Below are 13,777 nucleotides of genomic sequence, written 5' to 3'. Positions count from 1 at the left end.
AAACGTAACATCCACGGGCATCCGGCCGCACTTGCGGACGGCTGGGCCGTCGTCATGTTGCGTAATCGGCGGTCGCTTCACTCTTCGTCCTTGAGTGCGCGGACGGCGGCACCCACCGTGGAATAGAAGTGGTCGGGCGTGAAACGCGCCGCCGTTCCGAGGCGGATCAATTTGTCCTTGACAGGCCCTTTAAGCTCGGCGAACACCAGATCCACACCGTGACGCGCCAACCATTCATCCAGTGTGACGAGGTCGTCCAAGGCGGTGGTGTCGATGCCGGTGATAGGTTCTGCCGCCAGGACTACGTGGGAGATATCGTCCGAAGTTTCGTCCAGTTGCTCCCGGACAAAGTTTGCAAGAACCTGTCCGTTGCCGAAGAACAGCGGTGCATCGAAGCGGAGGATCAGGAGTCCCGGGATGCGTTCGCCTTCCGGGTGGCGTGCGAGATCGTGGTAGCCGGGCCGTCCTTCCTGCGAGCCGAGTTCAGTGCGGTAGGGGTCCCAAGCCCGGCGAACAAAGTCCAGGAGCGCCAAGACGATTGCCACCACGATTCCTTGGAGGACACCCACTGTGAGGACGCCCAGGAACGCCGCCAGCATCACCACGGATTCGCTCCGGCTCCGGCTTAGGAGCCGCTTGACTCCCGCCGGGTCCGCCAGCGCAATTGCGGCAGCGATCACGACGGCGGCCAAGGTTGCCGAGGGTAGGTACTCGGTCACTCCGGGAGCCAGCAGCATGAACGCCAGTACCAGCACCGAACCCACCACACCAGTCATTTGGGACTTGGCGCCGGCATCCACGGCTACGGGGGTCCTCGATGTACTGCCGGAGATGGGGAATCCGCCCAGCAGGCCCGTGGCAGCATTGGCCGCTCCAAGGGCTGCCATTTCCCTGTTGCCGGAAACCTTCTTTCCTTCCTTGGCAGCCAGCGTTTGGGACAGGACTCCGGTGTCTGCGAAGGCCATAAGGGCAATGCCCGCAGCCGCGGGAAGCAGGGCCACTGCGTCGGCCCAGCCGATGCCGCCGAGCGCGGGCATCGGGAGGCCTTGGGGCAGGACCCCGGTGACCTTGACGTCGTCGTTCAGGCCCAAGAACGCCGTCGCAAGACAGGAGCCGACCACGGCCAGCAGGACGCCAGGTACCTTCCACTTCAGCAGCCTGGGGATCCAAATAAGGGCGAGGGAACCAACACCAAGCAGCAGTGCGGGAAGGTTGACGCTTCCGGTGAACACCCCCGTGGTGACCTTCGCGAGCTTTTGCCAGATGTCGCCGTCGGCCTCTATCCCCAGGAATGCCGGCAGCTGCGAAAGGGCCACCAGCAACGCGATCCCGTTCAGGTACCCGAGCCGGATGGGTTTGGAGAGCAGCCCGGTGATGGTCCCGAGTTTCAGGGCCGACCCAGCCAGCATGATCACCCCGATCAACACGGCCAACAGCCCGGCGAGCGCTACCGACTTTTCACTACTACCCGCCGCCAGGGGCACGATTGCCGCGGCAATCATGGGGGCGAGGGCAGAATCAGGGCCGAGGACCAAGATGCGGGAAGGCCCTACGATCGCGTAAACCAGCAGCGGGACCACGGTAGCGTAGAGCCCGGTGACGGGTGGAAGGCCAGCTGCCTGCGCGTAGGCCATACCGGCGGGTACCAGCAGGGCGAAGAGGGCAGCACCCGCCACGACGTCGTGCCGGAGCCATTCGCGTTTGTAGCCCTTGAGCGCCCAGACGCCCGAAATCCGGTCCTTGGCGGAAGACTTGGCGGAAGAACGGGTGGGTGAACTCATACAGCGATCATTCCCGACCCATGCTGTTTTCGAAACTATGCGACCGCCGTATGTGGAAAATTCGAACCGTCATCAGGCCCGCCAAAATGTGACGCCCCGGGAGCATAATTGACGCAGTACGACCCCCTGTAACTTCCCATGAAATCAGGTCGCGGTGAGCGGACAGAGCAGTTCTACACTCAAGCCCATGCTGCACTTTGGATGGTTCGTGGGCCACGGTTTTGGTGTCCAGGGCTGGGGGACTCCCGGCTACAGCCTGGGCTACGACTGGAAGAAACCCGCCCTGTATCAGGATGCTGTCCGAGCCTTTGAGCAGTCCGGGTTGGACCTGTTCATCATCGAGGATTCACTCACCGTCCCGGACACTTACGGCGGCACGGCCGAGGTCTCCTTGGCCCACGCGTCTTTCGCTCCGAAGCACGATCCGATGGCGCTGGTCCCGTACCTTCTCTCCGCCACGGAGCACCTTGGAATCGTGCCTACGGTCAGCGCTTCCTTCTACCCGCCCTTCACCGCCGCCCGGCTCCTGGCCACACTGCAACACTTCTCGGAACGGCAGCTTGGCTGGAACGTGGTCACGTCCGGCAGCGACCTCGCCGCGCAGAACTATGGGCTGGACCAACAGATCGAACACGACCTCCGGTACGAGAAAGCGGAGGAATTCGTCGACGTCGTCAGGCGGCTCTGGCGGAGTTGGGAACCTGGCGCAGTGCTTGAGGACGTTGAGGCGGGGATGTTCGCGGATCACAGCAAAGTGCACCCTATCAACCATGAGGGCGACTTTTTCAAGGTCAGGGGTCCGCTGAATACTGCGCCTTTGCCGGAAGAACCCGTGCTGGTGCAGGCCGGGGCGTCACCCAGGGGCAAGGCGTTCGCGGGCGGGCATGCCGACGTCGCCATAGCCTTGGCACGTGGCGTTGACGGGATGAAGTCCTACCGGGATTCGATCCGCGCTGAAGCTGCGAAGGCCGGCCGCGATCCCGACGACGTCAAGGTTCTTTTCGTCCTTAAGCCCACCGTTGTTGGTTCCACGGCCGAGGCAGAGGAGTTGCGGGCACAGAGGCGGGAACTGACCCAACGCGACATCGACAGCCAACTCAACTCCATCTCCTACCTTTCAGTGATCGACTTCAAAAAGTTCGACCTCGACGCTCCGTTACCGGAGCTCAGAACCAACAGTAACCAAGGGACGCTGGAGCATTTCGCCAAGGCCGCCCCTCCTGGTTCCACACTGAGGCAAATACTGCAGGCGCGCAGCGGGGGAGCGGGTGATTCGATCATTGGTACGGTTGGCGAGATCGCCGATTATCTGGAGTCGACAGGCTCTGAAGTGGGCGGCGACGGATTCCTTTTCTCGGGCTTCGTGGACCCGGTAACCGTGCACGGTGTACTGGACAAACTCACCCCTGAACTGCGGCGCCGTGGCCTGTTGAGGAAGAGTTACGGCAACGGTGGTTTCCGGCAGAACCTTTTGGACTTCTGATGGTGTCGGCTGAACCGCGCACCTTCTTGATCAGTACGGCTCCGGTGCGGGCGGCCGCCGTGGCGCTGGCCGCTGAAAACCGCGCGTTTCACGTGGAACTCAACCAAGAAGCGTTGTCTTTAATGCGTAAGTCGAGGGAACTGGTAGAGCTCACCGCGGCCTCCGGGAAGCGGGTGTACGGTCTCAACACCCTGCTGGGGTCTGGCCGGGATACGGCTGTGGGAGAGAAGTCGCTCCTGGCGTATCAAGTACAGGTGGTCAGGTACCACAACAGTGGTGTGGGCGCGTATCTGGACCGGGCTGCTGCCCGAGCCGTAATCCTTGCTCGGCTTATCGGTTTCAGCCGCGGTGGTTCCGGCGTGCGACCCGAAACAGCAGTCTTCTACGCCGAAATGCTCAACCGTGGAATCTTCCCCGCCATCCCTCAGGAAGGGTCGGTGGGCTCGTCGGACCTGACCCAACTTGCCGCCGTCGCGGCCGTCGCCATGGGTGAGGGCGAAGCGTTCGACGCAGACGGCACGCTGATCCCAGGCGCCAAAGCGCTCGCCGACGCCGGTCTCCAGCCACTAGTTCTCGCGCCGGGCGAGGCTCTGTCCCTGGTCAGTGCCAATGCGTACTCGGTGGGCGTAGGAACCCTCGCCTTGGTGCGGTTGCAGCACCTGGCCGAATTGGCCGACGTCGCACTTTCCCTCTCGCTGGAGACGATCGCAAGGTACGACGGCGGAGGGAACCTCAGCCCATTTTCGCCGGCAATCCAGGCGGCCAAGGCTGTGGACGGGCAGCGGGAGTCGGCTGCCGTGGTCCGCCGTCTCCTGAGCGGTGGGTGGTTGGAGGATTTTCGACCCGAAGTATCGGTGCAGGACGCGTTATCGTTCCGAGCCGCGCCTCAAACGCACGGGGCTTTCCGATCCCTGGTGAGGCAACTCGGTACTGCGTTGGAAGTTGAGTTGAACGGCCGCGGCGATAATCCCTTGGTCGATGTTGATTCCGGGCAGATGGTGTCCGGCGGGAACTTCCAACCGATGCAGCTGGCTCTCGCCTTTGAGGGCCTGCGGCTGGCCTTGGCTCACGTCGGGATTTCCAGTGAACGTCGCATCGCCAAGTTGTATCCGCCGCAACGGGCTATCCGTGCCCGCCACCTACAGGCTGCATCCTCCGGGGACGGTCTGGCCCAGGAAGAACTCCCGGGGCTGCTCTGGTACTCGGCCGCAGGACTGTTGGCCGAGCTCAAATTCCTGGCCGCACCGGCGACCCTCGGCGCACCAACCCTGTCCGCCGACGTCGAGGACCATTCGACGCTTGCCCCGCTCGCCCTGCAGCAGCTCGAAAAGTCACTGGAGGCTGCGGAAAAACTCTTGGTTATCGAGGCGCTGACGGCGTCGTACCTGCTGCTCGAAGCGGGAGCCGCGCAGCCGCTCGGAAAGGGGACAGGCGCCGTCGTGGGAAGACTGGCTGATGTGCTTGCCCACCGGCCGTCGGCACCTGACTTGGTGGCGCGTGCGCGTGTGGAGTTGTGGGATGCCGTGGCCAGGAAAATTTCGGAGACAGGAGAGGAACCGTGGTGAGTACAGCGATCCGCAAACATGGTGTTCACACGGCCGTCCCAATTCCGGACGGGCTGGACGCCTCAGTCCTGGACAAAGTGGGGAATACCCCGCTGGTGAAGTTGGAGGCGCTGGGTCAAGGCCTGGGCAGCACCATCCACATCAAGCTCGAGTCCGAAAACCCGGGTGGCTCCATCAAGGACCGCACCGCGTTAAGTATGGTTCGGGCGGCGGAAAAGTCCGGCGAGCTGAAACCCGGCGCCACGATTGTGGAAAGTACGTCGGGCAACACCGGGATCGGACTCGCCCTCATTGGGCACTTGACCGGACACCCTGTGGTGGTGGTTACGGGCGACACGATCTCCGAGGAGAAGCTCGCAGCCCTGCACAACTATGGCGCCCGCGTGATCCTCACCGACTGGAACGCGCCGTCCGAATCGCCGGAGAACGCCCGTGCCGTGGCAGCACGGATTACCGCCGAGACGCCGGGCGCGTGGCGGCCCATGCAGTTCGATAACCCTGCCAATCCCGCCGCGCATTACGAAACCACCGGACCGGAGATCTGGGAACAGACAGGTGGGCTGGTGACCCACTTCGTAGCGGGCATCGGCACAGGCGGGACCATTAGCGGGAATGGGCGGTTCTTGAAGGAACAGGTGGCTTCCTCGCGGCCGGGTGGGCATGTGGAAGTTGTTGGCGCCGACCCCTATGGCTCTGCCTACAGCGGTGGACATCCCGGCGAGATCCTGGTGGACGGCGTAGGCAACTCCTGGCCCGAAGCTGAATGGCCCAAGGCTTTCGACCGCGCCATCGTGGACCGTTTCCTGCGGATCCCCAACGATGAGGTCTACACCACCGTCCACAGGCTTCTGGATGAAGAAGGACTCGCTTTGGGTCCGTCGTCCGGGCTCGCTGTCGCGGCGGCAATGCGGGTGGCCCGGGCCGCACCCCACGGTTCGGTGGTGGTGGCCATAGCGCCCGACGCCGGAACGAACTACCTGAGCAAGGCCTTCAACCCGGTGTGGCTAGCGGAGCACGGCATCCGTCTCGCCGCCGACACCCCTATCGCCCGCGAGTAAACCCTCTCTCACGTCCTTCGGGTTTGGCGTGGATGCTCTCTCACGTCCTTCGGGTTAGGCAGAAGGGCTGCTAGCATCTGAAGCTCGGGTCGGCACTTGCCGGGGCTGTAATGGGGGGGGCTTTTTTGTTTTCAGCTTTTGGCATTCTCTACATCGTGGTGACAGTGGGCCTTGCAGCTTTGGTGATCTATGCCCTGGTGCTGGCGATCATCTTCCTTCGCCTACGCATTCAGGAGCTGAAGCGGGGACAGGAACCCCCGTTGCGCTAGGCTCCAACCATGCCTGAACAGGAAACAAAACCACGTCTGGCCGGCTATCTGGACAAGCAGCAGCCGGATCTTTACGCCACACTAAGCCACTATTCCCAGCAACTCGTGGACGAAGCTGACCGGCTTGGCATCCCGCGCCGCAGCCTTGAGCTCATCAACTACTTGTGCTCGCAGATCAACGGCTGCGCCTTTTGCCTGGACCTTCATCACCGTCGCGCCCTCAAATACGGCGAGACGGAACAGCGGCTGTCCCTTGTTGCCGTTTACAAAGAGGTTCAGCTGTTTGAACCCGCCGAGGTGGTGGCGATGGAGATTGCCGAGCAGATTACCCGCATGAGTACGTCGAGGCCCAGCCCTGAGCTTTTCGAACAGGCACGCCAGCACTACAGCGACGAGCAGATCAGCATCATTTGTATGGCGGCAATAGGGATCAACGCCTTCAACCGCCTGTCCATCTTGAGCGAGCACCCTGTACGCGCAGCTAAGAAATAGAATCCCACCGCTGGCAGAGTGTGCTCCCACCATCAACTATGGGCGGTGAGGGCCGTCTGACACACCCTTAGCAGGGCGTGTCGGAGCCATCCAAGAATCAATGTGGGTGGTGAGGAAAAACCCGCGGAGGGCCTTGACCTTCTTAGAAACGAGATCAGCCCCCGGGCAACCGCGAAGGGTTGCCCGGGGGCTGATTCACTTCCAAACTAGGTCAGGAAGCCCCTTAGTCAGGAAGCCACAGGCCAGAACGTCCTAAGCGTCCACAGCCTTCTTGAGCGACCGGCGTCGTCCGTATTTGAAGTAGAAGATGGCGTAGCAGGCACCCACGAACGGAACGCCGAACAGGAGTGCCGCTACTTGGTTGGGATCGAACGCGATGCCGATCAGCGACACCAAGCAGAGCGCGAACGCGAGGATCGGTACCAGTGGGAACAGGGGAGCCTTGTAGGCGAGCGTGCTCAGGTCTCCACCGTTCTTGATGAAGGTCCGGCGGTAGATGAAGTGCGAAGCCACGATGGACATCCAAACACCCACGGTGGCGAAACCGGCCACGGAAACGAGCACCAAATAGACGGTTGCCGGAGCAACAACGCTGCTGATGAGCGAAGCCAGGCCACCCAGCATGCTGACGCAAAGGGCCACCATGGGGATCCCGCGCTTGGTCAGTTTACGGAAAGCCTTGGGGGCGTGGCCTTCGTCGGCCAGCGAGAAGAGCATGCGCGCACAGGAGAAAAGCCCGCAGTTGCCGGCGGAAAGCAGTGCCGTGATGATCACGAAGTTCATGATGTCCGCGGCGTATGGGATGCCGAGCATGGAGAAGACGGTGACGAACGGGCTTTCGTCCACGCTGACTTGTTCGTAGGGAATGGTGGCGGCGATGACCACGATCGCACCTACGAAGAAGATCATGAGTCGAATGACGGTGGTCCGCATCGCCTTGGGGATGTTCGCGCCGGGGTTTGCGGTCTCTCCTGCGGCAACACCGATCAGCTCGGAGCCCGAGAAGGCGTAGAAGACCGCCAGGCACGTGACGAAGACGCCGGTGAATCCGTTCGGGAAGAGTCCGTCCGGCGTGCTGAAGTTCTCGCCAAAGGACGGGTACTCGCCGGCGGCCAGAGGGTGGAAGCCAGCCAATGCGGCGCCGCCCAGAATGATCAGGCCGACGACGGCGGCAACCTTGATCAGCGCGAACCAGAACTCCGATTCACCAAAGACGCGCGACGAAATGGCATTCAGGGTGAACAGGACCGTGGCGAAGACGAAGCACCAGATCCAGACGTCGACGTCCGGGAACCAGCGCTGCATCAGTAAGCCCGCTGCCGTGAACTCGGAACCCAGAGCTACGGCCCAGCAGAGCCAGTACAACCAAGCGGTGGCAAAGCCGGTGGCGGGGCCGATGGTGCGGGCGGCATAAATGTGGAAGGCACCTGAGACGGGGAACGCAACAGCGAGCTCCCCGAGGCATGCCATCACCAGGTAGACCACCACGGCCCCAATGAGGAAGGCGATCACGGCACCCAAGGGGCCGGCCGTGGAGATGGTGTATCCGGAACTAACGAACAGGCCAGAGCCGATGACGCCGCCCATGGCGATCATCACCAGGTGCCGGGCCTCCATGGACCGGCGAAGTCCTGTCTGTGAGGCGCCAGTCTGGGACTGTGCCTCGGTTGCCGATGCTTCGGCTTCTGTGGGGGAGCTGAGTCCCATATTCCCTCCGGGAAGTTAGCCAGCAAAGTCTGAAGTAGTTGTACTAGCGGGACGTGATCCAACTAACACGAGAACAAGATTCATCACATGACGAATGACCATTTCAAGGAGGATAAGAAACGTGATTGAACGCACTGGGAACTCATGGTCGAGCCCAAGAGTTTCTAATCATTGAGTCATGTGAGCAATTACTCTACTTGCGACCTGCTAGGTTCTAGCGGGGCTTCATCAGCCATAAGCCTTCGAAGCGCGGTGATTTACTCGATGCCAGCGAACAGTTCATTGAGTTCGTCAGTGAGCTGCTTCCGAATAGCCGGTGTGCCAATTTCCTTGCCGTTGATGTGGTTCACAGGAGCGATCAAACGGATGCTGGAGATAAGCCATACGGCGTCGGCATCAAACAGGTCCTGCGGCACAAGCGGTCCATAACCGAGCTCCCAGCCCGCAGCTTTTGCCGCTGCGAACAGTGCACCCTGCGAGGTGCCGGGCAGAATTCCGCTGTCATGCTGCGGCGTGATGAGGCGGCGCACGGTCTTCACGGAACCGTCGCCGTCGTCCACTGATTCAAGGTGAGCCAGCAAAACAGTGGAGGTTGGGCCCTCCAGGACGCGGCCATCCGTTGATGTGAAGATGGCGTCATCTGCGCCCTGCTTATGCGCGAAGCGCAGCGCCGCCATGTTTACTGCATAAGAGAGTGTCTTGGCACCCAGCAACAGCCACGGCGCGCGCTCGCCGGCTTCGGTGTCGAAGCCACGGTCCAAAAGTACGACGTCGATTCCCGTCTCACGCTGCCGGCGACTGCCCGCAGGGGAGGGCGATGCCTGCACCCAGCATGTGGGGCTTGCGGCACCTTCGACACCGCGGGTCACGATCAACTTGACCACGACCTCGTCCTCCTCCGGTGTGGGAGCCGGGTGGACATTGCGGAACTCGTTGATTGCGGTATCGATCGCCTTGCGCCAGGCATCCTGCTCCGGAAGTACCAGGTCCAAGGCTGCGGCGGAACTGCTAAGCCGGTTCAGGTGGGCCTGGACCTTGCGGGCACGTCCCTGAACGGCGAGGAGTGATTCAAACACTCCGTCGCCGCGGGTGGCGCCAAGGTCCGTGGCCATGAGCTGAGGCTGGCTTGAATCGGCAATGCGTCCGTTTTCGAAGGCGGGGTCCAGGAAAACCAGGACCGTGGGAGCAGGTGAAGTCATGGTCCCAGCTTAGTGCGGGGCCGTGGCGCATGACTTTGCCGGATAGGCTGTGGTCACTGTTGTTCTTGGACCGTGGGGGTTTGCAGGTGCTCTTTCCTTTTCCGTTTGGCCAGGAGTGGACCTGGTTATTAGGCGCGTGGGCCATCGCGGAAGTGATCATGCGCATCGTCCTTTTGGGCATCATTCCCGGCAACCGGCGTCCCACCACCGCCATGGCCTGGCTTTTGGCTGTGTTCCTCATCCCATCCGTAGGGTTCGTCCTCTTCCTCCTTTTCGGCAATTTCAAACTATCCAAGCGCAGGCGTGAGCAGCAGGAAGAAGTGAATCGGCGCGTGCGTGCCGTCACTTCCGATCTTGCAGATCCAGTAAGTGTCTACTCAGGCCCGGAATGGGTGAAATCCGCGGGTGAGCTGAACCACCGGCTTGGTTCGTTGCCCATGGTGGACGGCAACAAGGTTGAGCTGATTCCCGGCTACGAGGAGTCCATCAAGGCCATGGCCGAGGCTGTCAGGGGCGCTAAGGACTACGTCAACGCGGAGTTCTACATCATGAGCAGCGACTCTGTCACCGATGAGCTTTTGACTGAGCTGGAAAAAGCGACGGAGCGCGGTGTCACGGTCAGGCTCCTCTTCGACCATATTGGAACGCTCCGCGTCAAGGGTTACCGCCGCCTGATCCGAAGACTGAAGGCAAGCAAGATCCAGTGGAAGCGGATGCTCCCGCTGTTGCCCATTCACGGTCAGTGGCGGCGCCCGGACCTGAGGAATCACCGCAAGATCATGGTGATCGACGGACTGGTCGCTTTCACGGGCTCGCAGAATTTGATCGAGCCTTCCTACAACAACCCGAAGCACCACAAAGTGGGACGCAAATGGGTTGAGCTCATGTCCCGGCTTGAGGGACCGATCGTGGCTACCTTGAATGTCGTATTCGCCACGGACTGGCTCAGCGAAACCGACGAGTCCCTGGAAGACCAGCTGCGGCTGCCAACACAGCCTGCGCCTGGGCGCGTCACGGCCCAGGTAGTGCCGAGTGGCCCGGGTTTCGCCACCGAAAACAACCTCCGCCTGTTCAACACCCTGATCTATTCGGCGCAGCACACGATTTCCATTTGCAGCCCCTACTTCGTCCCTGACGATTCCCTGCTGTACGCGATCACCACCGCAGCGCAGCGGGGTGTCGCAGTGGAACTCTTCGTGTCCGAAAAGGGAGACCAGTTCCTGGTTCACCACGCCCAGCGTTCCTATTACGAAGCCTTGCTGGATGCGGGGGTTCGCATCTATTTGTACCGGGCGCCGTATGTCCTCCACGCCAAGCACTTCACCATTGACGACGAAGTGGCCGTTCTCGGTTCCAGCAATATGGACATGCGCTCCTTCTCCCTGAACATGGAGGTCTCGGTCATGCTGCTCGGCGCCGAAACCGTGAACCTCATGCGGGCTGTGGAGTCCACGTATCGCGAGGTATCCCGTGAGCTTATGTTGGAAGACTGGATGGATAGACCCCCGCTGGCGAAGTATGTGGATAACGTAGCCAGATTGACGGCGACGCTCCAGTAGTCCTCAACAGGGACCCGGGATTCAGCTTGGGAATTCAGCGCCCAGCGTTGACAGTACTCCGAATGCCTTGGTCCGGATTTCCTCATATTCGTCGTCCGCAACGGAATCCGCGGTGATGGCCCCACCCACGCCCAGCGACAGGGTTCGCCCACCGGCGCCGTCAGGATTGACCACCATGGTGCGAATCACCACGGCAAGGTCCGTTGCCGCGTTCAACGAGAAGTATCCGATGGCGCCGGAGTAGATGCCCCGCGGACCGGATTCGAGTTGGTCGAGGATGTCCATGGTGCTGATCTTCGGCGCACCTGTCATGGACCCGGCGGGGAAGGCTGCGGCCAGGGCTTCCGCCCGCGGAGCCCCTGGACGAAGGTGCGCGTCTATGGTGCTCACCATTTGATGGACCGTCGCATAGCTCTCGATCGCGCACAGCCGGCTGACGGTTACGGAGCCCGGGATGGCAAAGTGGCTGAGGTCGTTGCGCAGCAGGTCCACGATCATGATGTTTTCCGCGCGGTCCTTCAGCGACGTCTCAAGGTCTTGCCGCAAAGCGGCGTCCTCGGAGGGGTCAGAGGACCGGCCCCGGGTCCCCTTGATCGGCTCCGCGCGCATGCCGCCGTCGGACAGTATGCGGAGGAACCGCTCGGGCGACGTACTCGCGACCACCAGTTCGCCGAACCGAAGGTAACTGGCGAACGGTGCCGGGTTCCGGCGTCGAAGGCTCAGGTAGCTCGCCCACGGATCCAATTCGCCGGCGGGGGCTTCAAGGGTGGTGGTCAGGCAGATCTCGTAGGAGTTGCCTTCGCTGATTTCGTGCTGGGAGTCCGCGATCTTGCGCTTGTAATCCGTGGCGGAGTCCCGGCTGACGAATTCGGGAACGGTGCCGGACGGGCCAGAGATGGCGGCGCTAGGAGTACCGGCGGCGCTGGCAGCACCGGCGGCGCCAGCAGCCTCGACGGCGGCACCGGCCGCGCGGAACCATTCGTCGGCGTCGGGCGCATCCAAGGCGAGCAGCCAGACAGTATGTTCACGATGGTCCAGCACCACAGCCCGTCCGGCAAAGAGCAGGGCCGCGTCCGGGGTGTCGGAGGGAACGTCATTGCCGCCGGTTTCGCGTTTGAGTTCGTATCCCAGATAGCCGAGCCAGCCAAGGGTGAACTGGCCGTCGTAACCTCGGGGTGCGCGGACTGCGCGGCGGCCCCAGACGGAATCGAGCCAGCGGAAGAACGGCCCGGACGTGCTCACGGTGGCGGAACCCGCGGTCACTTGGGTGGTGCCGGACCGGTGCAGCACGGACTGGCCGAACGTCCCGCCGTCGTCCGCAAGAATGCTGAAGCGGCTGCGCGCAGCGGCTTGGGAACGGCCGGCGACGGCGGAGGCATTGGAAGAATCCAGCCACACCGCGTTCGGGGACTTTCCGTACAGGGAATGGAACAGAAGCGCTGCGTCGGGGGTCGCCTCCAGACGCTCGGAGCGCAATTGCAATCCCCGCCGGGCGCTTAGTTCCGGCGACAAGACCGCAGAAACCGGAGGCAGATACATGAGCGCCTGCAGGACATCATCCGGTGCGTTGCCGTCCGCGAGGTTCTGCACGCGCACGTCGGCGGCGCCGATCACCTCATCGGTTGAAAGCCATTCATCCTCTTGGGCCGCCCAGCTGTCCCAGTACGGTTCGTAGGTGCTTCCGTCGCGGGTCAGCGCCCGACGACGTCGATCGTCACCGGGGGACTCCACCCACACCACGGCGTCCAGCATGGGCCGCGCTGCGTCCGCCGCCGCTCCTACGCCTTCCACAATGATGATTTCGGCGGGCAGCGTGACGTTCAAGCCGCCGTCGTAATGCTTTTCCCAATCCCAACTGGTCCACTCCGCCGCCAGGCCGGAGCTCAGCGGCTTCAGGACCGTGCCGACGTACCGCTCGATGCCGGGCATGAGACCGTTCCAACCGGGGTAGATGTCCTCCAGATGGAACAGCGAAACCTTGTGGTGCTGCCGCAACCGGGCCGCCAGTTCAACGGCCAGCGTGGTTTTTCCTGCGCCGGACCTGCCGTCAACAGCGATGATCACAGGTGCAGGGGTCATGTCATAGAGGTTACCTGCTGGTGGTCCTGGCCTGCGGCGGCCTGCGCGGAGCTGATAGCTGCCTTGACATACTGCACGATCCCGGGGATGGCTGCCTTGATAAGCGTCCACGTATTATCGAAGTCCGCGTGCCCGCCGTACCAAGGGTCTTCGATGCCCAGATCCAAGGAGCTACGGCCCGCCATGCCCGGATCGAAGCTGCGGAGCATCCGTACTTTTTCGAGCGAAGGGTGATCCGGCGCGCCTTCTTGGAGCCAGCCGAAATGGTCAACGTCTAGGGCCAGGATCAGGTCCCGTTCGGCGTACCATTCACGCCGCCACTCACGGGCAACGTGGTCCTCCGATGCGAGATGCTGGGCCGTTAGGACACGTGCAGCGCGGGGGTCGATGGGGTGTCCCACCTCGTACCCTGTTGTGCCAGCTGAGTCGACCACTACAAGCTTGCCGAGCCCTTCCGCGTCGAAGGCTTCAGTAAGCATGAGCGCTGCCATGGGCGAGCGGCAGATGTTTCCAGTGCAGACCGTGATGATGCGGTATGGGCTCGTCGTTGAGTACATGCAGCAAGCATGATTCATGGCGCCCCCT

11 protein-coding genes are annotated in these 13,777 nt (G+C 62.2%); 6 read left to right on the top strand and 5 right to left on the bottom strand.

Features of this window, described 5'->3' with window-relative positions; genetic code table 11:
• Window positions 1-77: 77 nt before the first annotated feature.
• On the bottom strand, window positions 78-1,781 hold the full coding sequence (locus ACIQTW_RS08455; protein WP_402935993.1) for a SulP family inorganic anion transporter: 1,704 nt from the start codon (window positions 1,779-1,781) through the stop codon (window positions 78-80).
• A 154-nt stretch (window positions 1,782-1,935) separates the two neighbouring features.
• Here ACIQTW_RS08455 and ACIQTW_RS08450 point away from each other — a divergent pair, with 154 nt between their 5' ends.
• The 5 genes from ACIQTW_RS08450 (at window position 1,936) to ACIQTW_RS08430 (ending at window position 6,648) form a co-directional block, all read left to right on the top strand.
• A complete protein-coding gene (locus tag ACIQTW_RS08450; RefSeq protein ID WP_402935991.1) occupies window positions 1,936-3,264 on the top strand; it encodes an NtaA/DmoA family FMN-dependent monooxygenase in 1,329 nt (442 codons plus the stop codon).
• Window positions 3,264-4,829, top strand: a complete 1,566-nt coding sequence (locus ACIQTW_RS08445) for an aromatic amino acid ammonia-lyase (protein ID WP_402935989.1) — start codon at window positions 3,264-3,266, stop codon at window positions 4,827-4,829. Before ACIQTW_RS08450 ends, ACIQTW_RS08445 begins: the two co-directional genes overlap by 1 nt.
• Complete coding sequence (locus ACIQTW_RS08440; protein ID WP_402935987.1) at window positions 4,823-5,887, top strand: PLP-dependent cysteine synthase family protein; 1,065 nt, start codon at window positions 4,823-4,825, stop codon at window positions 5,885-5,887. Before ACIQTW_RS08445 ends, ACIQTW_RS08440 begins: the two co-directional genes overlap by 7 nt.
• 125 nt (window positions 5,888-6,012) lie before the next feature.
• A complete protein-coding gene (locus ACIQTW_RS08435) occupies window positions 6,013-6,156 on the top strand; it encodes a hypothetical protein (RefSeq protein WP_402935985.1) in 144 nt (47 codons plus the stop codon).
• A gap of 9 nt (window positions 6,157-6,165) precedes the next feature.
• Window positions 6,166-6,648 carry a carboxymuconolactone decarboxylase family protein gene (locus tag ACIQTW_RS08430; RefSeq protein WP_402935983.1) on the top strand — a complete coding sequence of 161 codons (483 nt, stop codon included), beginning with the start codon at window positions 6,166-6,168 and terminating at the stop codon, window positions 6,646-6,648.
• A 252-nt stretch (window positions 6,649-6,900) separates the two neighbouring features.
• Here the strand turns inward: ACIQTW_RS08430 and ACIQTW_RS08425 are convergent, their stop codons facing one another.
• Both ACIQTW_RS08425 and ACIQTW_RS08420 read right to left on the bottom strand, forming a co-directional pair.
• On the bottom strand, window positions 6,901-8,355 hold the full coding sequence (locus ACIQTW_RS08425) for an amino acid permease (RefSeq protein WP_402935981.1): 1,455 nt from the start codon (window positions 8,353-8,355) through the stop codon (window positions 6,901-6,903).
• A 257-nt stretch (window positions 8,356-8,612) separates the two neighbouring features.
• Entirely contained in the window at window positions 8,613-9,554 is a 942-nt protein-coding gene (locus tag ACIQTW_RS08420) for an aminodeoxychorismate lyase (protein ID WP_402935979.1), read from the bottom strand.
• A gap of 158 nt (window positions 9,555-9,712) precedes the next feature.
• Between ACIQTW_RS08420 and cls the strand changes: the two genes are divergently transcribed.
• Window positions 9,713-11,113 carry a cardiolipin synthase gene (gene cls / locus ACIQTW_RS08415; RefSeq protein WP_402935977.1) on the top strand — a complete coding sequence of 467 codons (1,401 nt, stop codon included), beginning with the start codon at window positions 9,713-9,715 and terminating at the stop codon, window positions 11,111-11,113.
• A gap of 21 nt (window positions 11,114-11,134) precedes the next feature.
• Here cls and pabB read toward each other — a convergent pair whose 3' ends face one another.
• Window positions 11,135-13,192, bottom strand: coding sequence for an aminodeoxychorismate synthase component I (pabB, locus tag ACIQTW_RS08410; RefSeq protein ID WP_402935975.1), 2,058 nt, complete (start codon window positions 13,190-13,192; stop codon window positions 11,135-11,137).
• Entirely contained in the window at window positions 13,189-13,749 is a 561-nt protein-coding gene (locus tag ACIQTW_RS08405) for a low molecular weight protein-tyrosine-phosphatase (RefSeq protein ID WP_402935973.1), read from the bottom strand. Before ACIQTW_RS08405 ends, pabB begins: the two co-directional genes overlap by 4 nt.
• Between the last annotated feature and the right edge of the window lie 28 nt (window positions 13,750-13,777).

It is taken from the genome of Paenarthrobacter sp. NPDC090517 (genome assembly GCF_044769165.1).
Taxonomy (GTDB): Bacteria; Actinomycetota; Actinomycetes; order Actinomycetales; family Micrococcaceae; genus Arthrobacter.
This window is presented reverse-complemented; position numbering and strand designations above follow the sequence as displayed.

Coding starts and splice junctions, on each gene's coding strand:
- ACIQTW_RS08455 (WP_402935993.1), bottom strand. CDS start 1,781: ATGAGTTCACCCACCCGTTCTTCCGCCAAGTCTTCCGCCAAGGACCGG.
- ACIQTW_RS08445 (WP_402935989.1), top strand. CDS start 3,264: ATGGTGTCGGCTGAACCGCGCACCTTCTTGATCAGTACGGCTCCGGTG.
- ACIQTW_RS08430 (WP_402935983.1), top strand. CDS start 6,166: ATGCCTGAACAGGAAACAAAACCACGTCTGGCCGGCTATCTGGACAAG.
- ACIQTW_RS08425 (WP_402935981.1), bottom strand. CDS start 8,355: ATGGGACTCAGCTCCCCCACAGAAGCCGAAGCATCGGCAACCGAGGCA.
- ACIQTW_RS08420 (WP_402935979.1), bottom strand. CDS start 9,554: ATGACTTCACCTGCTCCCACGGTCCTGGTTTTCCTGGACCCCGCCTTC.
- cls (WP_402935977.1), top strand. CDS start 9,713: ATGCGCATCGTCCTTTTGGGCATCATTCCCGGCAACCGGCGTCCCACC.
- pabB (WP_402935975.1), bottom strand. CDS start 13,192: ATGACCCCTGCACCTGTGATCATCGCTGTTGACGGCAGGTCCGGCGCA.
- ACIQTW_RS08405 (WP_402935973.1), bottom strand. CDS start 13,749: ATGTACTCAACGACGAGCCCATACCGCATCATCACGGTCTGCACTGGA.